The organism is Snuella sedimenti (assembly GCF_016428595.1).
GTDB classification, from domain to species: domain Bacteria; phylum Bacteroidota; class Bacteroidia; order Flavobacteriales; family Flavobacteriaceae; genus Snuella; species Snuella sedimenti.
Window position 1 is genome coordinate 1 of the sequence record NZ_JAELVQ010000015.1, and the last position, 21,750, is coordinate 21,750.

The following is a 21,750-nucleotide window of genomic DNA, read 5'->3' on the forward strand; positions in this document are numbered from 1 at the left end:
CATTAGATAAATAGGTCGAATTATTATTCTAATATACTGAAAATCAATGCTTTAACCTAATATTCAAGCGATTAATTTGCTGATAGTCAATGAATTATATTTTTGTCATGTACTAAAAAAATATTGTTATAAATTCTCTGTTAAAAGAATAACAAAAAAGAAACAATCCTTACTTTTGCACAACAAATCAATGTAATGAGTCAAGAAGTATCCAAACGTTACGCCCAAAGAGGTGTGTCGGCATCAAAAGAAGATGTTCACAACGCAATTAAAAACATAGATAAAGGGCTTTTTCCTAAAGCATTTTGTAAAATAGTTCCAGATTATTTAACAAACGATGATGATTATTGTCTTATAATGCATGCAGATGGTGCTGGAACAAAGTCTTCTTTGGCGTATATGTATTGGAAGGAAACCGGAGATCTTTCGGTTTGGAAAGGAATAGCCCAAGATGCCTTAATTATGAATATAGACGATTTGTTATGTGTTGGGGCAACCAATAACATTATGCTGTCGTCAACGATCGGACGTAATAAGAATCTAATTCCAGGAGAAGTTATTTCAGCAATTATTAATGGTACGGAAGAACTTATTTCTGAGCTAAAGACATTTGGTGTGACGATTCATTCGACAGGAGGAGAAACAGCAGATGTTGGTGACTTGGTGCGTACTATTATTGTGGATTCCACTGTTACTGCAAGAATGAAGCGCAGTGATGTTATAGATAATGCTAATATACAGGCAGGTGACGTAATCGTTGGCTTGGAGAGCTTTGGGCAAGCAACTTACGAAAAGGAGTATAATGGCGGAATGGGCAGTAATGGCTTAACCTCAGCAAGACACGATGTTTTTGAAAAGTATTTAGCAAAAGCATACCCAGAGAGTTACGATGCATCGGTTCCAGATGATTTAGTTTATTCCGGTAACGTGAAGTTAACAGATGCAGTTGCAGAAGCACCATTAGATGCTGGTAAGTTGGTATTGTCCCCAACGCGGACTTATGCACCAATTATTAAGAAAATCTTATCGCAATACACAAGCGAATCTGTGCATGGAATGGTACATTGTTCCGGTGGTGCACAAACAAAAATTCTTCACTTTGTAGACCAGTTCCATATTATAAAAGATAATATGTTTGATATTCCTCCTTTGTTTAAATTAATACAAGAGCAAAGCAAGACGGACTGGAAAGAGATGTATCAAGTATTTAATTGTGGACATCGTATGGAACTTTATGTAGCTCCCGAAATAGCAGAAGATATTATTAATATATCTAAGTCGTTTAATGTTGATGCTAAGGTTATTGGAAGAGTGGAGCCCTCAAAAACCAAAAGGCTAACAATAAAGAGTGCGTTTGGAGAGTTTAGCTATTAGTTTTTGCTTTTGTCAAAATGGAATGGTTGTTGATGAAGGATGTAATTTTAAAATAACCTGGTAAAACTATGAAAAACGTTCTGCTAATTCTTTTCTTATTTTGTTTACAAATAATAAGTGCTCAACCTGACTCGCTATTTTTAAAACCTGTTGTTAAGCCAGATAACTTTGTTAAACCGCAATGGGTACAAAAGAACAAGGCTTCGATAGATTTAAGTGAAGTATCTTTTGTAAATTGGAATTCTGGGGGAACTAACTCCATTTCTATGTTGTTGGGAGTTGCTTCAGAGGCTAATTATAAAGACAAATATTTCTTTTGGAACAATAACGTTATGTCTCGTTACGGGCTTAACAAACAGCAAGGACAGAAGCTTAGAAAGACAGACGACCTATTTGAGTTAAATTCTAATTTAGGATATAAACCCGATAATGAATCCAATTGGTTCTATTCTGCAAAGCTTAATTTTAAAACACAGTTGGCAAATGGATACAAGTACCCTAATAGGGACAAGCCAATTTCCAGATTTATGGCACCCGGTTACTTGTTTTTTGGTGGTGGTATGGAATATGGTAGAAACATAGAGCGCTTATCGTTTTATTTCTCACCAATTACTTTAAAGGCTACATTTGTGTTAGACGAAGATTTGTCGAATGCAGGCGCTTTTGGTGTGAAACCTGCGGTAACGGATATTAACGGGGATATAATAATTGAAGGCGAGCGCGTTAGAAAAGAAGTTGGGATTTTGATGACCAATAGCTACGAATTGCAAATGGCCGAAAATGTTATAGTGAAAAATCAATTTAGCCTTTATACCGATTACATTAATAATTTTGGTAATTTGGATATAGATTGGCGTCTGGATTTTGATTTTAGAGTGAACAGTTTTGTAAGGGCTACCTTAGGTTCACATATTAGATACGATGATGATGTAAAAACAACAAAACCTTCAGAAATAGAAGGAGAATTGGAAGAAGCTGGCGCTAAGGTGCAGTGGAAGCAGTTTTTAGGTGTTGGTTTTGCGTTCGATTTTTAAAATTTTATAATTAAATTGTTTTAAAAACTTGTTAACTTTTTAGTGTTGATAAAATCGTAAAAAGTTGATTTTTAGTAATTTAATTTATTTTTGTGTAAACTTTGTGACTTTTGTCATGTTTTTGGTTTTAAATTTTTGCGTATTTTGCAATTAAGAAATCCGTTAAATTTTAATCCTGAAAACTATGCCTGTAGAAGCCGAACCCGTTAATAAATCAAAAACGTATACTCAAGATGAAGCCTTTGAAGCTGCTGTCTCCTATTTTAACGGAGATGACCTCGCTGCCCGTGTATGGATAAATAAATATGCCTTAAAAGATTCCAAAGGTAATTTGTATGAGCAAACACCAAACGATATGCATCGTCGTATCGCTAAGGAAATAGCCAGGGTAGAGAAACGTTATCCAAATGCGCTTACCGAGGATGAGGTTTTTAATTTAATTAAGGACTTTAAATACATTGTGCCACAAGGCAGTCCTATGGCTGGTATAGGCAATCCGTACCAAACCGCTTCACTGTCAAACTGTTTTGTTATTGGTAACTCTGGTGCATCCGATTCTTATGGAGGCATAATGAAGATTGATCAGGAGCAAGTGCAGTTAATGAAGCGTCGCGGAGGGGTTGGGCACGACTTATCGCATATACGTCCCAAAGGTTCTCCTGTAAAGAATTCAGCATTAACCTCTACAGGTATTGTTCCTTTTATGGAGCGTTATTCTAATTCTACCCGTGAAGTGGCGCAAGATGGTCGTCGAGGAGCCCTCATGTTGTCAGTGTCCATTAACCACCCGGATTCTGAAGATTTTATAGATGCAAAATTAGAACAAGGAAAAGTTACTGGTGCGAATGTCTCTGTGCGCATTGACGATGCCTTTATGAAAGCTATAAAGTCTGATGGGGAATACACTCAAAAATACCCAATATTCAGTAGTACACCTAAATACACAAAATCAATTAAGGCTAGGAAATTATGGAAAAAAATAGTGCACAATGCATGGAAGTCCGCCGAGCCTGGTATCTTATTTTGGGATACGATTATAAATGAATCTGTTCCCGATTGTTATGCAGATCTAGGGTATAATACAGTGTCTACAAACCCTTGTGGGGAGATTCCGTTATGTCCTTACGACTCGTGTCGTTTATTGGCTATTAACCTGTTTTCCTATGTTGAGCAGCCTTTTACCAAAAAGGCCAAATTTAATTTTGAGTTATTTAAAAAACATGTTGGCATAGCGCAGCGCATTATGGATGACATTATCGATTTAGAACTTGAGAAAATAGATGTGATTTTAGGGAAAATTGAAGCCGATCCAGAAATGGACGATGTAAAAGCAATTGAGCATAATTTATGGTTAAACATTAAGAAGAAGGCAGAAGAAGGTCGTAGAACCGGTATCGGAATTACCGCAGAAGGCGATATGCTGGCTGCATTGGGAATTCAATATGGTAGTGAGGAAGGGAATGCATTTTCCCTACAGGTACATAAAACATTGTGTCTTGAAGCCTATCGAGCATCCGTTTATACGGCAAAAGAGCGTGGCGCCTTTGCGATATTCGATAGTGAGCGCGAAAAAGAGAACCCATTCATTCAAAGGATAAAAGAAGCCGATGAGAAATTGTATTATGATATGTTGGAATATGGACGTCGTAACATAGCATTGTTAACTATTGCCCCGACAGGAACAACGAGTTTAATGACGCAAACCTCATCAGGAATAGAACCGGTATTTCTTCCCGTTTATAAACGGAGACGTAAAGTGAATCCTAACGATAAAAATGTACGTGTCGATTTTGTAGATGAGGTTGGGGATTCATGGGAAGAATATGTGGTTTTTCATCACAGATTCAAGCAATGGATGGAAGTGAACGGAATAGATACTTCTAAGAATTTTTCTCAGGAAGAATTGGACGACTTAGTTAAGCGATCACCATATTATAATGCAACTTCGAACGATGTAGATTGGCTTAGCAAGGTGAGCATGCAGGGAGCTATTCAAAAATGGGTGGATCATTCCATTAGTGTAACGATTAATTTACCCAGTGATGTGGACGAAGACTTGGTGGGAGAATTATATTTAAAGGCTTGGGAAGTAGGTTGTAAAGGCGTAACAGTTTACAGGGACGGATCACGATCAGGGGTGTTGATCTCCAATGAAGAGAAAAAGGAAGAAAAGCAACAGGAATTGTTAACCGCGTTTCCAATAAAAAGGCCACAAACATTGGAAGCCGATGTTGTCCGTTTTCAAAATAATAAAGAAAAGTGGATTGCTTTTATAGGTTTAATTGAAGGGAAGCCCTATGAGATCTTTACAGGACTGGCAGATGATGAAGATGGTATTTTAATCCCGCGCTGGGTAGATAAAGGCGTGATTATTAAGAATAGGGATGAAAAAGGAAATTCCCGTTACGATTTTCAATATAAAAACAAAAGAGGCTACAAGACCACTATAGAAGGTTTGTCCCATAAGTTTAACCCTGAGTTTTGGAATTATGCCAAGCTTATTTCCAGTACACTTCGCCATGGTATGCCAATAGATAACATCGTTGAATTGATTAATAGTTTACAATTGGATAGCGAGTCAATTAACACATGGAAAAATGGTGTAGGTAGAGCGCTAAAGCGTTACGTAGCCGATGGTACGAAGGCGAAGGGACATACTTGTTCCAATTGTAATTCGGAGAATTTGATCTATCAAGAAGGCTGCTTAACCTGTAAGGATTGTGGCTCTTCTAAATGTGGATAAAATAAAGAAAGGATATACGTGATGAATTGGAAGTCGGTTAAGAACCAACTTCCAATTTTGTTTTTAATATAGAATAGTGTCAGGTGCTTAATTAGATTACCCGTTGTACTATTGGAAATTCATAAATTATCGTATTTTTGGTGCACAATTAAAAATGTAGATGTTAGAGAAATTACAAATAGTAAAGCAGCGTTTTGATGAGGTGAGTGATTTAATCATTCAGCCCGATATTATTACCGATCAAAAACGTTACGTACAACTAAACAAGGAATATAAGGATCTTAAAGTATTGATGGAGAAGCGTGAGGAGTATGTAACGCTAACAGACAATATTACAGAGGCTGAAGAGATTATTGCAGATGGTAGTGACCCCGAAATGGTCGATATGGCTAAAATGCAGTATGATGAAGCTAAAGAACGTATTCCTATACTAGAAGAGGAAATAAGGTTTTTGTTAATTCCTAAGGATCCAGAAGATTCTAAAAATGCTGTTGTTGAGTTACGTGCAGGAACAGGAGGTGATGAAGCAAGTATTTTTGCAGGTGATTTATTTAGGATGTACACCAAATACTGTGAAAGTAGAGGTTGGAAAGTAGATACCGTAGACTTTAGTGAAGGCACTAATGGCGGATTTAAAGAAATCCAGTTCGAAGTTACCGGTGAAGATGTATACGGGACTTTAAAGTTTGAAGCAGGCGTACACCGTGTACAACGTGTACCTCAAACCGAAACACAGGGAAGGGTGCACACTAGTGCGGCCACAGTTATGGTGTTTCCGGAAGCTGAAGAATTTGATATAGAGATCAATCCAAAAGATGTTCGTATTGATTTTTTCTGTTCATCCGGCCCAGGAGGACAATCGGTAAACACGACCTATTCAGCTGTACGCTTAACCCATATTCCAACTGGATTGGTGGCACAGTGTCAGGATCAAAAGTCACAGCATAAAAACAAGGAAAAAGCCTTTAAGGTTTTACGTTCCCGCTTGTATGAGATGGAATTGGCAAAAAAGAATGAAGAAGATGCAGCTAAGCGTGGTTCGATGGTGTCCTCGGGAGATAGAAGTGCTAAGATCAGGACCTATAATTATCCACAAGGGCGTGTTACGGACCATAGAATTGGTTTAACACTTTACGATTTGTCCAATATTGTTAATGGTGATATCCAAAAGATTATCGATGAGCTGATGTTAGCCGAAAACACGGAAAAGCTTAAAGCGAGTGACGAGACCATTTAATATTTCTGTCATTCCTGCGAAGGCAGGAATCAATTTTTTGTCACAGATGAAGATATGTCTTTTTGTTTTTTCATTTTTAATTTCAGTTTCTGGTCAAGCCCAACAAAAGAATAGCGGAGAAAAAAAATTAGGTTTTCATGAAGAACTTAAAAAAACATTTGTTGAAGGTTCTAGTAGAGCAGAATGTTTAAAAGAAATATCTAAGATTGAGAATGTTTTTTTAGACAATGTTAAAGGTTTAAAGGGTTACACATGGGATCAGGAAAACCTAGTTGCTTCTGTTAAAATATCAAATTTAAAAGAACTCAAGATATTTATTTTTCCTTCAGATAAAAACTGTGATTTCAAACTAGGAATGGTAAACTTTGTTGTTAGGGAAAATTTTCCTTATCGGGAAAATAAAAATGAAGTCATTGATGATTTTATCTGGATATCAAAATTGCTTTTAAGTAAAAAAGAATTTAAAGTAGTTCAGAAAATTTTTGATGATAAAAAGACGGCAACCGTTAGGGATAATAATGATTATAACTTTATTTCTATTTTTCCTGAAGTTGATGAAGAAGTAAAAGATATTAATGGAGATTATCAAAACCCAATTATGGCTTTCTTTGAAACTGAAGCAGATATAAGTGAATACTATATACTATATTTTTTTGAATGACTACAAAACAACTTATTTCAGAAATCAAAAAAAAACAATCCTTTTTGTGCATTGGGTTGGATGTTGATTTGAACAAAATACCAAAGCACTTATTGAAGGAAGATGATCCTATTTTCGCATTTAACAAAGCTATTATAGATGCTACCCATCACTTGTGTGTTGCATACAAGCCTAACACGGCGTTTTACGAAGCTTATGGCATTAAGGGCTGGAAAGCATTAGAAAAAACCATTGTCTATATTAATGAGAACCATCCAGAAATTTTTACAATTGCAGATGCCAAACGAGGCGATATAGGAAATACCAGTACGATGTATGCTAAAGCCTTTTTTGAGGATTTGTCCTTCGATAGTGTTACGGTGGCACCATATATGGGCAAAGATTCAGTAGAGCCGTTTCTGGCTTTTAAAAATAAGCACACGATTCTTTTGGCCTTAACGTCCAATCAAGGAGCATTCGATTTTCAAACTAAAGAAGTACATGGAAAAGAGCTGTATAAACAGGTTTTGGAAACTTCTAGAACTTGGGAGAATTCAGAAAACTTAATGTATGTTGTTGGAGCAACAAAAGCTGAGTATTTAGCCGAAATACGAGACATTATACCAGATAGTTTCCTTTTAGTTCCTGGTGTGGGAGCACAAGGAGGCAATTTGCAGGATGTATGTAAGTATGGTATGAATGCAAATATAGGCTTGCTAATTAATTCTTCCAGAGGAATTATTTATGCTTCAAATGATGAGGATTTTGCTTTAATGGCGGCTCAAAAATCTAAAGAACTTCAAGAGCAAATGGCAGAGGTTTTAAGTAAGCAGTCTTGGTAATCAGTCCCAGTAAGCAGTGAACAGTTTCGGTTGCTTTATTGAAATATTGAGTACAGTCGACTGCGACTGGAAACTAAATAATAAGTAAACGGTCCCGGTGGGCAATCTCAGTTGCATTATTGTGTTACTGAATACTGCGCTGGAAACTAAGAATATGAGAGACCAACTTCAAAGAACACTTCATTTAAAAGATACCCCAAAGCGTATTATATCTTTAGTGCCAAGTCAAACGGAGTTGTTGTGCGATTTGGGCTTGGAAGATGCTATTGTTGGGATTACTAAGTTTTGTGTGCATCCCGATCACCTGTTAAAAGATATAGCCATTGTAGGTGGAACCAAACAACTGCATATAGAAAGAATTAAAGCGCTACGTCCCGATATCATTCTTTGTAATAAAGAAGAAAATACCAAGGAGATCGTTGAAGCCTGCCAATCGATTTGTGAGGTTCATGTTTCGGATGTGTATACAATTGCCGATAGTTTGGAGCTAATTGGTCAATACGGGACAATTTTTAACAAAGCCGATGAAGCTTTGTCATTAATAGATGCAATTAAAGAAAAACAGAGCGCGTTTGAAGGTTTTATCCAGAATAAGCCTGTTTTAAAGGTCGTCTATTTTATTTGGAAATCGCCGTGGATGGTTGCAGCAAATAATACATTTATTAATTATATGCTACAACTTAATAAATATGAGAATGTATATAGTAGTTTAGTGCGTTATCCGGAAATTGACTTAGCAGATGAGCAGAAAGAAATCCAAAATATTGGCTACGCATTCTTGTCAAGTGAGCCCTATCCGTTTAAGGAAAAGCATAAAGACGAACTGCAAGCGTACTGGCCGGATACTAAAATTGTTTTGGTAGACGGTGAAATGTTTTCCTGGTATGGAACCAGGCTCTTAAAGGCATTCGATTATTTTAAAACTTTACGTGAGAGCCTTCAAAAGGATGCGTTTTAAATATAACATCTACAGCTTTAATCGCTGTATTTTGAAATTCCTCTTCGCCTATTAATTTATTAATATTGGGCTTAATCTTGCCAACTCTACAAAAGTGTGTACTCATATTCTTTTTTATATAAAATACGAGTATTCTTAAGAACTGGATGTGATCCAAAAGTTAAATAATTGATAATAATCAGGACGTTACTTTAGACTGCTCCCTTGCTAAATATTTTAATCTGTTAAGTTTGTTTAGAAGCTTAATAGCACGAAATTCGGAAATATCGCTTAATGCAGAATCTGTTTGGCGGAAATTATAAGCCTGCTCAATAAGTTCCTTATAGCGTTTATTAAGTCTTTTTTGGTTATTTTTTATGACGTCTATTCTGCTCATTTTAGACTGAATAACAAGTACTTAAATATACATTTTTATTTTTAATAAGAAAAGGAAGTGCGTGTTTTTTTGGTACAGGATAAATGTGGCAGGTTTCTCTTTATTGTTTAATGATAACGACTAGTAAAAACATGTTTTTACCAGATGGTATTAATCCTGTAAAGCAAAAACCTTTTTTAAAAGAGCGGTTGATCTTGATGAAAATTTTGTGCGGATTTCTTTTTCTTCAACAGCGATCATTGTAAAAACTCCTTTTAGAGCTTCTCCAGTTACATAGTCTGTTAAGTCTGGGTTTACATTCGTTGTAAATGGAATCGCATTGTATTTTGATATTAGGTTGTTCCATATTTGATCGGCTCCAACCTTATTAAAAGAGTTTTTAATAACCGGATTAAATTTGGCATACAAAGCGGTTTCTGTTTTGGCCTTTAAATAGTGCGTAGCGGCCGAATTATCACCTAATAAAATCGTTTTGGCATCAGAAAAAGTGATGCCTTTTACAGCATCAACAAATATAGGTGTTGCCTCTTTTACAGCATCTTCAGCAGCGCTGTTAAGTACTTTAAGCCCTTCATCAGCAAGTTTGCTTAAGCCTATATCCCTAAGGGCTTTATCTACTTTTTGAAGTTCTTCCGGTAGCAAGATTTTTACCAGTTCATTTCTGTAAAAACCATCGGTTTGTGTAAGTTTCGTGACTTGCTTGTCAATACCAAAATTTAAGGCCTGGCGTAATCCCGAAGCAATTTCTGTGTTGCTAATGCCACCCCCTTGAGGAAGTTGGTTTACCACTTGTTGCAATTCGGCACAAGAACTAAAAAACAATATGCTAAGTAATAGTACTAATGGTTTTTTCATGATGTAGATTTTAAGATTTCCAAAAATACAAAAAGTACACCAGTATGCATTTGTATTGCCAAATTCTATTTAAATATTGAGTTAATAAATTTTGATTATTCTTTCGATTGTTTAATTTTAATTAAATTTATGGAAATGTTAAGGTTACAATGGAAAAGTCTAAGCTTAAGATTGTAAATATTTCCAGTAAAGGGTTTAAGAAGGAGCTTATAGTTTCCTCTAAAGACGTTTCAACACTTCATACTTTTTTAAAAAGAATAATTAAAGGTCATTTGATGTTAATAAATACGAATCTGGGATTGGATGTTTATTACCATGCCGCACAAAATTATCAAGATTTAGTTTTTAACACTTTTTTGCTATTGGTAACAAGTAAAGGGAAATCGGCTGATCATTATTTAGTTAAATCGTTAGACTCAGAACTTGAAATAGAACGGGAAACGCAGTTGTTTTTTAAAAACCTTGTTAAAAATCCTTTATTGTTTAAAAGTTATTCAAGTAGCTTATTTAATCAATTGAATTTAAACTATGCACATAATGCAATCATTATAGATGAGCTGTTGGAGCTGTGGTTGGGAGTGCTAGCGGAGAACGGCTCCAATAAAATATGGCTAGAAGCTCTTGAACCGTTTATAAGCAAATTTTCGGAAGAAAACTCCCTTAAAGCATGTCAGATTGTTTCACGAAGGCTCATACAGGAATCCTTGCATATAATAAGAAGTAATTGATTAAGCAAAGAAACTATGAAAAGATAACAGTCTTGTTATTGTAAACCATCACCTTTCTATTGGCATGTAACTTAATAGCATTTGCTAAAACTATTTTTTCCAAATCACGACCTTTGGCGATAAGATCTGCAATGGCATAGGAATGGGAAACGTGCGCAACATCTTGTTCTATAATGGGGCCAGCATCTAGCTCTTCCGTAACGTAATGGCTGGTAGCTCCAATAATCTTAACCCCACGTTTATAAGCTGAGTGATAGGGCTTAGCCCCTACGAAGGCAGGAAGGAAAGAATGGTGGATATTAATAATTTTATTAGGATACTTACTAATTAGTTTACCTGATATAATCTGCATATACCTAGCCAGTACAATAAAATCTACTTTGTATTTTTCTAACAATTCAAGTTGCTTAGTTTCTGCTTCAGCTTTTGTTTCCTTAGTGACCGGGATGTGATAAAAAGGAATTTTGAAACTATCAGCAATAGGCTTTAAGTCGGAATGGTTACTAATTATGAATGGAATTTCTAAATTGAGTTCTCCTGAGTTGTAACGGCCCAATATATCGTAAAGACAATGATCGTATTTTGAAACAAACAAGGCCATTTTGGGCTTTCTTTCAGAAGAATAGATACGCCACTTCATTTCAAAAGTTTCAGCCAAACCACTTTTAAAAGCAGCTTTAAAGTCATCAGTAGAAAATGAAGGAATGGTGAATTCACTTTCTAAACGCATAAAAAATATATTTTGCTCCCTATCTACATGTTGGTCTATATATACAATGTTACCGCTTCTTTGTGCTATAAAGTTGGTTACGGAAGCTATGATATTAGGCCTGTCTTTGCAGTGGATTAAAATTGTGATCTTGTTCATGGTAAGAAATGATTTCAGGGATAAAATTAACCCAAAAAAAGACAGGTTTTTGGTTTGTTGAAAGTTTTAGAAAATCCTGTGTAAATAAAGTATATTTTTGAATATTCCGTAAATTGCAGCATTAAAAAGGATATATTTTTATAAATGAGTCATTTAGAAGCAGTTTAGATGTTGTTGTACGACAGATGACCGTTTTATGGATAAAATTAGAAAGTCGATGGAGCAAGCACCTGTTTATAAACCAAAACATAACGTAAGAATAGTTACAGCAGCTTCGCTGTTTGATGGACATGATGCCTCTATAAATATTATGCGTCGTATCATTCAGGCTACTGGGGTTGAGGTGATACACCTTGGCCATGATCGTAGTGTTGAAGAAGTCGTTAATACGGCGATCCAGGAAGATGCTAATGCCATATGTTTGACCTCATATCAAGGTGGGCACAACGAATATTTTAAGTATATGTACGATCTACTTAAGGAAAGGGGAGCATCACATATTAAAATATTTGGAGGTGGAGGCGGTGTAATATTACCTTCAGAGATCAAAGCATTGATGGATTATGGGATAGCCCGTATCTATTCCCCAGATGATGGGCGAGATATGGGATTACAGGGTATGATCAATGATTTGGTACAACAATCGGATTTTGCAATTGGAGATACACTTAATAATGAATTTAAAAATTTATCGGTAAACAACCACAAGGCGATAGCGCGCATTATTTCTTCTGCTGAAAATTTTCCAGAAAAAGCAAAAGAGACTTTAGAGGTTATTCACAAATCAAATATAGATTCCAAAACACCAGTTTTAGGAATTACCGGTACTGGTGGTGCAGGAAAATCTAGTTTGGTAGATGAGTTGGTTCGCCGGTTTTTAATTGATTTTCCTGAAAAAACAGTAGGAATCATTTCTGTAGATCCATCAAAACGCAAGACAGGAGGAGCTTTGTTGGGAGACCGTATTCGCATGAATGCGATTAATTCACCAAGGGTTTATATGCGTAGTTTGGCGACCAGACAATCCAATCTGGCTTTGTCTAAGCACGTTAACGAAGCAATAGCGGTTTTAAAAGCTGCTGGCTACGACTTAATCGTATTAGAAACTTCTGGAATCGGACAGTCGGATACCGAGATTGTAGAGCATAGTAATGTATCCCTATATGTGATGACACCTGAGTTTGGTGCAGCTACACAGTTAGAGAAGATAGATATGCTTGATTTTGCAGATATAGTAGCTGTTAACAAGTTTGATAAACGAGGTGCTCTAGATGCTTTACGCGATGTAAAAAAACAATACATGCGTAACCATAACCTTTGGGATACACCACAAGAAAACATTCCGGTTTTTGGAACAATTGCTTCGCAATTTAATGACCCAGGAATGAATAGGCTCTACAAGGTAGTTATGGATACTTTGGTAGCCAAGGCACATGCTGATTTAAAATCTAGTTTTGAGGTTTCGGGGGAAATGAGCGAAAAGACATTTGTTATTCCGCCGTCACGAACACGTTATCTTTCTGAAATATCAGAAAATAATCGATCGTATGATAAAAAGGTAAAAACACAATCTCAAGTCGCTCAAAAGTTATACGGCATATTTAAGACCATTTGTTCTGTAGCTGATATTTTGTCAAATGATTTAGAAATGTCCATTGTAACAAGTTTGGGTTTAGATCAAGATAAAATTCTAGATCAGGTTCAAGACAGTCAATCTAAAGATTTTTTAAATCTGTTAATTAAGGAATTTGATCGTGTAAAGTTTGATTTGGAACCCCTTAATTGGGATATTGTAGTTGGATGGCGTGATAAAGTGCAGCGGTATAGGAATGAGTTTTACGCTTTTATAGTACGGGATAAAGAGATAAAGGTAGCGACATATACCGAATCGTTGTCACACATAAAATTACCTAAGATAGCCTTACCTAAATATGAAGCTTGGGGTGATGTTTTACAATGGTGTTTGCAAGAGAATGTGCCAGGGACTTTTCCTTATACCTCAGGATTATATCCTTTTAAGAGAACAGAAGAAGATCCGGCACGGATGTTTGCAGGAGAAGGCAGTCCAGAGCGTACCAATAGACGTTTTCATTATGTAAGTAAGGGCATGCCTGCTAAGCGTTTGTCTACTGCCTTTGATAGTGTAACACTTTATGGAAACGACCCCGATTTACGTCCGGATATTTATGGGAAAATAGGAAATGCGGGAGTTTCTGTTTGTTGTCTGGATGATGCTAAAAAATTGTATTCAGGTTTTAATTTGGCAGATGCGATGACTTCTGTAAGTATGACCATTAATGGACCAGCACCAATGCTATTGGGGTTTTTTATGAATGCGGCCATCGACCAACAATGTGAATTGTATATTAAAGAACATGGTTTAGAAGAACAAGTTGAAGCCCAAATAACTAAATATTATAAGGGTAGAGGTGTTGAACGCCCAAGATATAATGGTGATTTACCCGAAGGAAACAACGGACTTGGTTTAATGTTGCTCGGGATAACTGGCGATAAAGTTTTGCCAGAAGCTGTTTACAATAAAATTAAAGCAGACACTATAACCCAAGTAAGAGGGACGGTTCAAGCAGATATTTTAAAGGAAGATCAGGCTCAGAATACTTGTATCTTTTCAACCGAGTTTGCTTTGCGATTAATGGGGGATGTGCAAGAGTACTTTATAAACAATAAAGTACGTAATTTTTATTCGGTATCTATTTCAGGGTATCATATCGCCGAGGCAGGTGCTAATCCTATTTCGCAATTAGCGTTTACTTTGGCAAACGGATTTACCTACGTGGAGTATTATTTGAGTAGGGGAATGGATATCAACAAATTTGGGCCTAATTTATCTTTCTTTTTCTCTAATGGTATTGATCCAGAATACGCTGTAATTGGACGGGTAGCCAGAAAAATATGGGCAAAGGCCATGAAGTATAAGTACGGCGCAAATAAAAGAGCCCAAATGTTAAAATATCATATCCAAACCTCTGGGCGTAGTTTGCATGCCCAAGAAATAGATTTTAATGATATTCGTACTACTTTACAGGCCTTATATGCCATTTATGATAATTGTAATTCACTACACACCAATGCTTACGATGAAGCGATTACAACACCAACCGAGGAGTCTGTTCGTCGTGCTATGGCCATTCAGTTGATAATTAACAAAGAGTTAGGGTTGGCTAAAAATGAAAACCCTATCCAGGGGTCATTTATAATTGAAGAATTAACAGATTTAGTTGAAGAAGCTGTATTAATAGAGTTCGATAGAATTACCGAACGAGGCGGTGTTTTGGGAGCTATGGAAACCATGTATCAACGTAGTAAGATTCAAGAAGAAAGTTTGTATTATGAAACATTAAAGCATAACGGCGATTTCCCTATTATTGGTGTTAATACCTTCTTGAGCTCAAAAGGTTCCCCCACGGTAATCCCAAAAGAGGTTATTAGGGCAACAGAAGTAGAAAAGAAGCTCCAAATAAAAACACTTGAGAATTTGCATCAAACATACGATACTAAAACCTTGTTAGGGACATTACAACAAAAAGCAATCCAAAATGAGAATGTATTCGAGACTTTAATGGAAGTATGTAAAGTTTGTTCTTTAGGACAAATAACGTCTGCGCTATTTGAAGTTGGAGGACAATACCGTAGAAACATGTAGTGTAGTTGAGCCTTTTGCTTAACCCAAAATTAAACAAAAGGCACAACTTCTTGTGGGGGTGTAAAATTTAAGAAGCTACTTTTAGGCGTGAAATTTTTTCTTTTACAATTTTTACGCCGTCTGGGGTAGCTACCCTGCAAACGCCAGTGTCAAGATATTTTAAAACTGTTTCAAGATCTGTAATGCCACCAGAAGCAATTATTTTAGCTTTGTTCTTTATCGTCTTTTTCATGATTTTTACGGCAGTTAGAGTAGCGCCACTTTTAGAGAAGCCGCTAGATGTTTTAATGTAATCTACATTGGCATCCAAACATATCTCACAAGCTTTGATAATTTCATTCTTATTAAGCTCAGAGATTTCAATAGTGACTTTTAGTGGTGTGTTGCCAATGGCTAATCTTACATCACTAATATCTTTTAGTACTGAGACGTAATTTTTGCTTTTAAGAAACCCAAGATTGATGACCATATCAATTTCATTTGCGCCATCGAGAACCGCTTTTTTAGCTTCATAAACCTTGGATGCGGTCGACATGGCACCAAGGGGGAATCCAACAACAGCGGCTACTTTGATTTGGGTTTTGTCAAGTAGTTCTTTAGTTAGTGCAATATAGGAACTGTTTACGCTTACCGCATTGAATTGGTTTTCTTTAGCTTCGCGACATAAGTCAATAATATCGCGTTCTGTTGAAGTTGCTTTTAAAAGGGAGAGATCTATGTACTCAGATATGTTCATAAGTATAAGTAGGTTTTTATCGCTTACCCATTGCTTTAAGTGTAACGGATAAGCTAGCTATTAAAAAATTAAATTAAGTTTATATAAGTTTTGGGGACTTATTGGTAGCTAATTTAAAAATTTAAATTTAAATCAGCCCAATTTAAACCTAGCTTTTAATCCACATAGTTATTAACATCATTATTTTCAGAATATTGTGAGCATAGTAAGATTAAACATTTTTCACGACAGTTGGCTTTAATTCAATAAGCCTGTCTTCAAAAGACTGTGAGTTAACGGGATTTATTACGGCCTTAAAAAGATCCATTAATTCCTGATCGTGATATTCACGTTTTTGCGTTAATAAATTAAAGTGTATAAAGCCACTCCAAATAAAAGCTTTTAATTGGCTCTTGTCATTATTGTACATGCGCATTTCAACATGTAGTTCACTATTGTTAAAGGATAGCAATTGGGATTCTATAATTACGGTTTCCATTAACAAAGCTGGTTTTAAATAGATTATTTGGTTGCTACTGGATACCCAACTTTTTCCTTCTTTTTTTGCTCTTTTATAAATGTCGAAATTATAATTTTCTATTAGCGCATCTTCACGGTGATTCATAAAGTAGTTTATATAACTACTGTTGTTTAAGTGATTAAAAGGATCGCAATCTTGAAAACGTATTTTTGTTGTGCTTTGTAGTATTTTAGGAAGTGTACTCATAAAAGTTTTGTTTTAAATATACCGATTGGTATATTATTAGTTAAAAAAATATTAAATCTTTAGTTCATTACTAATAATCTGCTCTAATTGATCAAGAGTTTCATGCATATAAAGCTCATCTTGCATGGTGTAAGTCATAAAGATGGCTCCTTGAATTAAGGTATATAAACGCTTTGAAAAATGCATTGCGTTTATCTCGGTCGAAATTTCCCCAGCTTCAATGCCGTCTTCGACAATGTTAGCAATCTGATCTTGAATTTTTTCAATAACCTGTCTTACATTTTCCAATAACAGTGTATTTTGATTGTTGGCATCGACACCAATATTCAATACTGGGCAACCGCCAAGTTCTTGACTGAAGTTGTAATAATTTCTATAAAAATCTACAATTAAATATAGTTTTTGTATAGGTGAATTACTTTGTTCCAGGTGTATTGAAATTTGTTTAAGTAAATCCTTTACAGTAAACTTAAAAGCAGCTATGGCAAGTGCTTCCTTGTTTTTGAAATTACCGTATATTGCTCCTTTTGTTAAGCCTACAGCCTGTGTTATATCGTGCAAGCTTGTGGCAGCATAGCCATTTTTATTGAAGATAGGAGCAACCATTTCAAGAATATATTGCGATGTTATTTCTGCTTTTGTTTTCAATACGGAACAAATATAATAAAAATATACCAATTGGTATATTGTGGACCTATTGTATGTTTTTATAAAATTCTGTCAATTCGAGTGAATTTTACGATTGAAACGAGTAAAATTTGTATCGAGAATAAGAGTTTTAGTCTTTGAAATAGTTCTCGATACGATTTTTTTTATCAAAAAATCACTCGCTTAACATTTTTGAAACTGGTTTGACTCAAAATACACAACGGGTATATTTTAAACATAAAAAAGCAACGCCATTTAAGATTTTAAATATGGGCGTTGCTTTTCACCAACTAACCAACTACTAGACTTATTTAATGCTTTTTTGTTACAATTTAATCATGTTTTTATGTTACTAAATCTGCTTGGTTTCTAAATACCAGAGTATCATCAAAGGCGTCTAGCAGAATAATACTGTCTGTGGTAACGTTTCCAGCTAATATTTCTTTACTCAACGCATTGAGAACTTCTTTTTGTATCACGCGTTTAACGGGTCGTGCTCCATATTCTGGATTAAAACCTTTATCGGCCAAATAGGTTATGGCTTCGCGTGTTGCATCAAACGTAATGCCTTGTTGAGCAATCATTTTCGTGACATTTTTAAGTTGTAATTCAACAATGGCTATAATGTTTTCTTTGCTTAACGGGGTAAACATGATGATATCGTCAATTCTATTCAAGAATTCAGGACGCACCGTTTGTTTTAATAAACCTAAAACATCAATTTTCGATGCTTCGATAGCCGATTCTATATCTTTGGTTGCTTCAAACCGTTCTTGTATTAGATGGCTACCAATATTTGATGTCATAATAATAATCGTATTTTTAAAATCAGCTACCCGTCCTTTATTATCGGTTAAATGCCCTTCGTCAAGTACTTGAAGCAAGATGTTGAAAGTATCCGGATGTGCTTTTTCAATTTCGTCAAGTAGCACTACCGAGTAAGGTTTGCGTCTAACAGCTTCTGTTAATTGTCCGCCTTCATCATAACCTATATACCCTGGAGGGGCACCTACTAATCTACTAACAGCATGGCGTTCTTGGTATTCGCTCATATCAATACGTGTCATAGCGCTTTCGTCGTCAAACAGATATTCGGCCAAGGCTTTGGCCAATTCGGTCTTGCCAACACCCGTTGTTCCTAAAAACAAGAAAGTACCAATAGGTTTTTTAGGATTTTGTAAGCCAGCACGGCTACGTCTTACAGCATCACTTACGGCTATAATAGCTTCCTCTTGGCCAACGACACGTTTGTGTAGTTCGTCTTCTAGTTTTAATAATTTTTCGCGTTCACTTTGTAACATTTTAGTAACTGGTATGCCGGTCCATTTGGCAACGACTTCAGCAATGTCGTCATAGGTAACCTCTTCTTTAATCAATGAACTTTCAGCTTGATTTTCTTGTAATTCTTTCTGAAGGATTTCTAACCGCTCTTGGGCTTCTTTTATTTTTCCATAACGTAGTTCGGCTACTTTGCCGTAATCCCCATCACGCTCGGCTCTTTCGGCGTCCAGCTTAAAGTTTTCTATAGCCAATTTTGTGTTTTGAATGTTGTCAACTACTTCTTTTTCGCTTTTCCATTTAGCATTAATGGCATTGCGTTCTTCTTTTAAATTGGCTAGGTCTGTACGAAGTGCTTTTAATTTGGATTCGTCTTTTTCTCTTTTAATAGCTTCAATTTCTATTTCCAGTTGCATGATCTTTCTGTCTAGAACATCCAATTCTTCTGGTTTTGAGTTGATTTCCATACGTAGTTTAGAAGCAGCTTCATCCATTAAGTCAATGGCTTTGTCGGGTAAAAATCGATTGGTAATGTAGCGTTGTGATAACGCGACTGCACCAATTATGGCTTCGTCTTTAATGCGCACCTTGTGATGTGTTTCGTATTTTTCCTTAATACCTCTTAGGATGGATATGGCACTTTCGGTATCGGGTTCGTCTACCATTACTTTTTGAAAACGACGCTCTAATGCCTTGTCCTTTTCAAAGTATTTTTGATACTCGTCTAGTGTGGTAGCGCCTATGGCTCGTAATTCACCACGCGCTAGGGCTGGTTTTAATATATTGGCTGCATCCATAGCACCTTGTCCGCCACCAGCGCCAACTAAGGTGTGGATTTCATCAATAAACAGAACAATATCGCCTTCACTTTTAGTTACTTCTTTTACAACAGATTTTAAGCGCTCTTCGAACTCTCCTTTGTATTTAGCACCAGCGATAAGAGCTCCCATATCTAAAGCAAAAATTTGTTTGTCTTTAAGGTTTTCAGGGATGTCCCCATCAATAATACGGTGGGCTAGGCCTTCGGCAATAGCCGTTTTACCTGTACCTGGCTCACCTACTAAAATAGGATTGTTTTTGGTGCGGCGCGATAAGATCTGGAGAATTCTACGTATTTCTTCATCACGACCAATAACAGGGTCCAGCTTTCCATCTTTAGCTAGTTTATTAAGATTTTTGGCATATTTATTAAGTGCGTTGTAGGTGTCTTCTTGACTTTGGGATGTTACATTTTCTCCTTTGCGCAATTCTTGTATGGCTGCACTTAAGGTTTTTTCTGTAGCCCCTTGGTCCTTTAGCATCTGTGCTATTTTGCTGTTAGATTTAAAAATGGCTAAGATTAAGTGTTCTACAGATACATAATCATCGTTCATTTTCTTGGCAACATTAGCAGCTTCATTGAGTGTTTTTCCTGTTTCCCTGGACAACATAAGTTCGCCTCCAGAAACTTTAGAAAAGCTTTCCAGTTGTTTGTCTAATGCTTGTTTTAGAATACCAACATTTACATTTAGTTTCTTTAGAATAAATGGTAAAACATTCTCATCAACTTCAAAAAGCCCTTTAAACAGGTGCTCATTTTCAATTTGTTGATGCCCGAAGCCTTGTGCAATCTGCTGTGCTTGCTGGATGGCTTCTTGGGATTTTATAGTATAATTATTTAAGTTCATAATAGTATTTTTAGTTTCTTTACACTCACTATTGGTCAATAATCTTACCATGTGTTTCTGTGAGACAAAATGTCTTGTAAATAGTTGAGATGCCTGACTTTTAGTCAGTTTGTAAGGTTTGGGATTGTACCGAGACTATTGTTAATTCACAATTTAAAGTTACATATTTTATGGGGTTTATAAATAAGCTATTTGGAGGGACGACTGTAGAAAAAGAAACAAAAACATTGCCGTGGATTGCGTTGGAAGCGTTTGCTCAAATTGATGAGTTGATTAAAAAGTCGAACAACAAGCCGCAGGTTATTTTTAAACATTCTACGCGTTGTGGAATAAGTCGCATGGCTCTTAATCAGTTTGAGGAATCTTATGCTATGTCTGATGATGCATTGGATATTTATTATTTGGATTTGATTAATTTTAGGGACTTGTCAAATGAAATAGCTTCTAGATTCCAGGTATGGCATGAATCACCTCAAATTTTGGTGATAAAAAATGAGTTGGCTGTAACACACGCGAGTCATGGGGCTATTGCAGATGTTAATATTAACAAGTTTATTTAACATTATACCACTTTGAAAAAAGATAAGACGAATTATTTATTTGTTTATGGTACTTTGTTAAAGGGTTTTAATAATGAGATGTCGCACTTTTTAGCGGAACATTCCCAGTTTGTTGAAAAGGGCTTTTTTAATGGTGAACTTTATGAAGTTGCTGGTTATCCAGGGGCTATTTTAAGTGAGAAACCTACAGATAAAGTTTATGGGAGTGTTTATAAGGTGCTAGATGCCGACTTGGTTTTTAAGGCCTTAGACACCTACGAGGGTATTGACGTTAATGCCCCAGAATTGGATTTATACAAACGCTTGAAGGTTAAGGCATATATGGATTCTGGACTATCATTACAAACTTGGGTTTATATTTATAACCGACCAATAACATCCTTACAAAAAATATCTTCAGGAAGTTATTTATAAGTAAAATTCTTGTTTATCAGTAAGAAAAGATTTATATTGTGTAGTCCTAACTCTAAAATGACCTTATTATATGAAGGCAGAATTGGCTATTTCAGTCGTAATAAGCTTCATATTTATATCACTGGGCTTATTATTGATCCACTACCAACAAACAGAGTACGGTATTACTTTCTTTGTATTTCTTCCCTTTGTTATAGGGTATATTTGTGGCAATGACAAGATAAAAAAAATCAGTTTGTTTGGGCATTTCTTTTCTATGTTAATTTTTTTTACTTTAATTTTTATTGGAGGATTGGAAGAAATGATTTGCATCATAATGGTATTACCTATAATAGCTATAGTACTTTTTCTAGGGGTGTTTGTAAAGTTTTTGTTGTCTAAGCTAAGGCATAGTACTAAATTATAAGTACTAGTAGGAGTTT

Annotated in this window: 18 protein-coding genes; 11 read left to right on the forward strand and 7 right to left on the reverse strand. The window is 35.8% G+C overall.

The window, feature by feature from the left end:
* Positions 1 to 195: 195 nt before the first annotated feature.
* The 7 genes from JF259_RS11640 (at position 196) to JF259_RS11670 (ending at position 8,828) form a co-directional block, all read left to right on the forward strand.
* Positions 196 to 1,374, forward strand: coding sequence for an AIR synthase related protein (locus tag JF259_RS11640; RefSeq protein ID WP_199115506.1), 1,179 nt, complete (start codon positions 196 to 198; stop codon positions 1,372 to 1,374).
* 68 nt (positions 1,375 to 1,442) lie between these two features.
* The gene (locus JF259_RS11645; RefSeq protein WP_199115507.1) at positions 1,443 to 2,408 is read left to right on the forward strand and encodes a DUF3078 domain-containing protein; all 966 of its coding nucleotides are present in this window, start codon (positions 1,443 to 1,445) and stop codon (positions 2,406 to 2,408) included.
* A 184-nt stretch (positions 2,409 to 2,592) separates the two neighbouring features.
* On the forward strand, positions 2,593 to 5,151 hold the full coding sequence (locus JF259_RS11650; RefSeq protein WP_199115508.1) for an adenosylcobalamin-dependent ribonucleoside-diphosphate reductase: 2,559 nt from the start codon (positions 2,593 to 2,595) through the stop codon (positions 5,149 to 5,151).
* 160 nt (positions 5,152 to 5,311) lie between these two features.
* A complete protein-coding gene (gene prfA, locus JF259_RS11655; protein ID WP_199115509.1) occupies positions 5,312 to 6,388 on the forward strand; it encodes a peptide chain release factor 1 in 1,077 nt (358 codons plus the stop codon).
* Complete coding sequence (locus JF259_RS11660) at positions 6,372 to 7,049, forward strand: hypothetical protein (protein WP_199115510.1); 678 nt, start codon at positions 6,372 to 6,374, stop codon at positions 7,047 to 7,049. Before prfA ends, JF259_RS11660 begins: the two co-directional genes overlap by 17 nt.
* Positions 7,046 to 7,870, forward strand: coding sequence for an orotidine-5'-phosphate decarboxylase (gene pyrF, locus JF259_RS11665; RefSeq protein WP_199115511.1), 825 nt, complete (start codon positions 7,046 to 7,048; stop codon positions 7,868 to 7,870). Before JF259_RS11660 ends, pyrF begins: the two co-directional genes overlap by 4 nt.
* Before the next feature lie 154 nt (positions 7,871 to 8,024).
* On the forward strand, positions 8,025 to 8,828 hold the full coding sequence (locus tag JF259_RS11670; protein ID WP_199115512.1) for an ABC transporter substrate-binding protein: 804 nt from the start codon (positions 8,025 to 8,027) through the stop codon (positions 8,826 to 8,828).
* 178 nt (positions 8,829 to 9,006) lie between these two features.
* Here JF259_RS11670 and JF259_RS11675 read toward each other — a convergent pair whose 3' ends face one another.
* Positions 9,007 to 9,204 carry a Lacal_2735 family protein gene (locus JF259_RS11675; protein WP_199115513.1) on the reverse strand — a complete coding sequence of 66 codons (198 nt, stop codon included), beginning with the start codon at positions 9,202 to 9,204 and terminating at the stop codon, positions 9,007 to 9,009.
* A gap of 150 nt (positions 9,205 to 9,354) precedes the next feature.
* The gene (locus JF259_RS11680) at positions 9,355 to 10,059 is read right to left on the reverse strand and encodes a DUF4197 domain-containing protein (RefSeq protein ID WP_199115514.1); all 705 of its coding nucleotides are present in this window, start codon (positions 10,057 to 10,059) and stop codon (positions 9,355 to 9,357) included.
* A 149-nt stretch (positions 10,060 to 10,208) separates the two neighbouring features.
* Between JF259_RS11680 and JF259_RS11685 the strand changes: the two genes are divergently transcribed.
* Positions 10,209 to 10,787 (forward strand): hypothetical protein, encoded by a 579-nt coding sequence (locus JF259_RS11685; protein ID WP_199115515.1) that lies wholly within the window; start codon positions 10,209 to 10,211, stop codon positions 10,785 to 10,787.
* 13 nt (positions 10,788 to 10,800) lie between these two features.
* On the opposite strand, the gene purU is transcribed toward JF259_RS11685, so the two are convergent.
* Complete coding sequence (purU, locus tag JF259_RS11690; RefSeq protein WP_199115516.1) at positions 10,801 to 11,655, reverse strand: formyltetrahydrofolate deformylase; 855 nt, start codon at positions 11,653 to 11,655, stop codon at positions 10,801 to 10,803.
* Positions 11,656 to 11,872: 217 nt separating this feature from the next.
* Here purU and JF259_RS11695 point away from each other — a divergent pair, with 217 nt between their 5' ends.
* On the forward strand, positions 11,873 to 15,319 hold the full coding sequence (locus JF259_RS11695) for a methylmalonyl-CoA mutase family protein (RefSeq protein WP_199115572.1): 3,447 nt from the start codon (positions 11,873 to 11,875) through the stop codon (positions 15,317 to 15,319).
* A 67-nt stretch (positions 15,320 to 15,386) separates the two neighbouring features.
* Here JF259_RS11695 and deoC read toward each other — a convergent pair whose 3' ends face one another.
* The 4 genes from deoC to clpB all read right to left on the reverse strand — a co-directional run bounded on the left by deoC (position 15,387) and on the right by clpB (position 20,354).
* Positions 15,387 to 16,055, reverse strand: coding sequence for a deoxyribose-phosphate aldolase (gene deoC, locus JF259_RS11700; protein ID WP_199115517.1), 669 nt, complete (start codon positions 16,053 to 16,055; stop codon positions 15,387 to 15,389).
* A 211-nt stretch (positions 16,056 to 16,266) separates the two neighbouring features.
* Positions 16,267 to 16,761, reverse strand: a complete 495-nt coding sequence (locus JF259_RS11705) for an acyl-CoA thioesterase (protein ID WP_199115518.1) — start codon at positions 16,759 to 16,761, stop codon at positions 16,267 to 16,269.
* A gap of 51 nt (positions 16,762 to 16,812) precedes the next feature.
* Positions 16,813 to 17,409, reverse strand: a complete 597-nt coding sequence (locus tag JF259_RS11710) for a TetR/AcrR family transcriptional regulator (RefSeq protein ID WP_199115519.1) — start codon at positions 17,407 to 17,409, stop codon at positions 16,813 to 16,815.
* 344 nt (positions 17,410 to 17,753) lie between these two features.
* Positions 17,754 to 20,354, reverse strand: a complete 2,601-nt coding sequence (clpB, locus tag JF259_RS11715; protein ID WP_199115520.1) for an ATP-dependent chaperone ClpB — start codon at positions 20,352 to 20,354, stop codon at positions 17,754 to 17,756.
* Between the two features lie 170 nt (positions 20,355 to 20,524).
* On the opposite strand from clpB, the gene ytxJ reads away from it, so the two are divergent.
* Both ytxJ and JF259_RS11725 read left to right on the forward strand, forming a co-directional pair.
* Positions 20,525 to 20,914, forward strand: coding sequence for a bacillithiol system redox-active protein YtxJ (gene ytxJ, locus JF259_RS11720; RefSeq protein ID WP_199115521.1), 390 nt, complete (start codon positions 20,525 to 20,527; stop codon positions 20,912 to 20,914).
* A gap of 12 nt (positions 20,915 to 20,926) precedes the next feature.
* Complete coding sequence (locus JF259_RS11725; RefSeq protein WP_199115522.1) at positions 20,927 to 21,328, forward strand: gamma-glutamylcyclotransferase family protein; 402 nt, start codon at positions 20,927 to 20,929, stop codon at positions 21,326 to 21,328.
* Positions 21,329 to 21,750: the final 422 nt, after the last annotated feature.

What these genes read in the sequence shown, in the direction of transcription:
- JF259_RS11640 (WP_199115506.1), top strand. Translation starts at nt 196, where the DNA reads ATGAGTCAAGAAGTATCCAAACGTTACGCCCAAAGAGGTGTGTCGGCA.
- JF259_RS11645 (WP_199115507.1), top strand. Translation starts at nt 1,443, where the DNA reads ATGAAAAACGTTCTGCTAATTCTTTTCTTATTTTGTTTACAAATAATA.
- JF259_RS11650 (WP_199115508.1), top strand. Translation starts at nt 2,593, where the DNA reads ATGCCTGTAGAAGCCGAACCCGTTAATAAATCAAAAACGTATACTCAA.
- prfA (WP_199115509.1), top strand. Translation starts at nt 5,312, where the DNA reads ATGTTAGAGAAATTACAAATAGTAAAGCAGCGTTTTGATGAGGTGAGT.
- pyrF (WP_199115511.1), top strand. Translation starts at nt 7,046, where the DNA reads ATGACTACAAAACAACTTATTTCAGAAATCAAAAAAAAACAATCCTTT.
- JF259_RS11670 (WP_199115512.1), top strand. Translation starts at nt 8,025, where the DNA reads ATGAGAGACCAACTTCAAAGAACACTTCATTTAAAAGATACCCCAAAG.
- JF259_RS11675 (WP_199115513.1), bottom strand. Translation starts at nt 9,204, where the DNA reads ATGAGCAGAATAGACGTCATAAAAAATAACCAAAAAAGACTTAATAAA.
- JF259_RS11680 (WP_199115514.1), bottom strand. Translation starts at nt 10,059, where the DNA reads ATGAAAAAACCATTAGTACTATTACTTAGCATATTGTTTTTTAGTTCT.
- JF259_RS11685 (WP_199115515.1), top strand. Translation starts at nt 10,209, where the DNA reads ATGGAAAAGTCTAAGCTTAAGATTGTAAATATTTCCAGTAAAGGGTTT.
- purU (WP_199115516.1), bottom strand. Translation starts at nt 11,655, where the DNA reads ATGAACAAGATCACAATTTTAATCCACTGCAAAGACAGGCCTAATATC.
- JF259_RS11695 (WP_199115572.1), top strand. Translation starts at nt 11,873, where the DNA reads ATGGAGCAAGCACCTGTTTATAAACCAAAACATAACGTAAGAATAGTT.
- deoC (WP_199115517.1), bottom strand. Translation starts at nt 16,055, where the DNA reads ATGAACATATCTGAGTACATAGATCTCTCCCTTTTAAAAGCAACTTCA.
- JF259_RS11705 (WP_199115518.1), bottom strand. Translation starts at nt 16,761, where the DNA reads ATGAGTACACTTCCTAAAATACTACAAAGCACAACAAAAATACGTTTT.
- clpB (WP_199115520.1), bottom strand. Translation starts at nt 20,354, where the DNA reads ATGAACTTAAATAATTATACTATAAAATCCCAAGAAGCCATCCAGCAA.
- ytxJ (WP_199115521.1), top strand. Translation starts at nt 20,525, where the DNA reads ATGGGGTTTATAAATAAGCTATTTGGAGGGACGACTGTAGAAAAAGAA.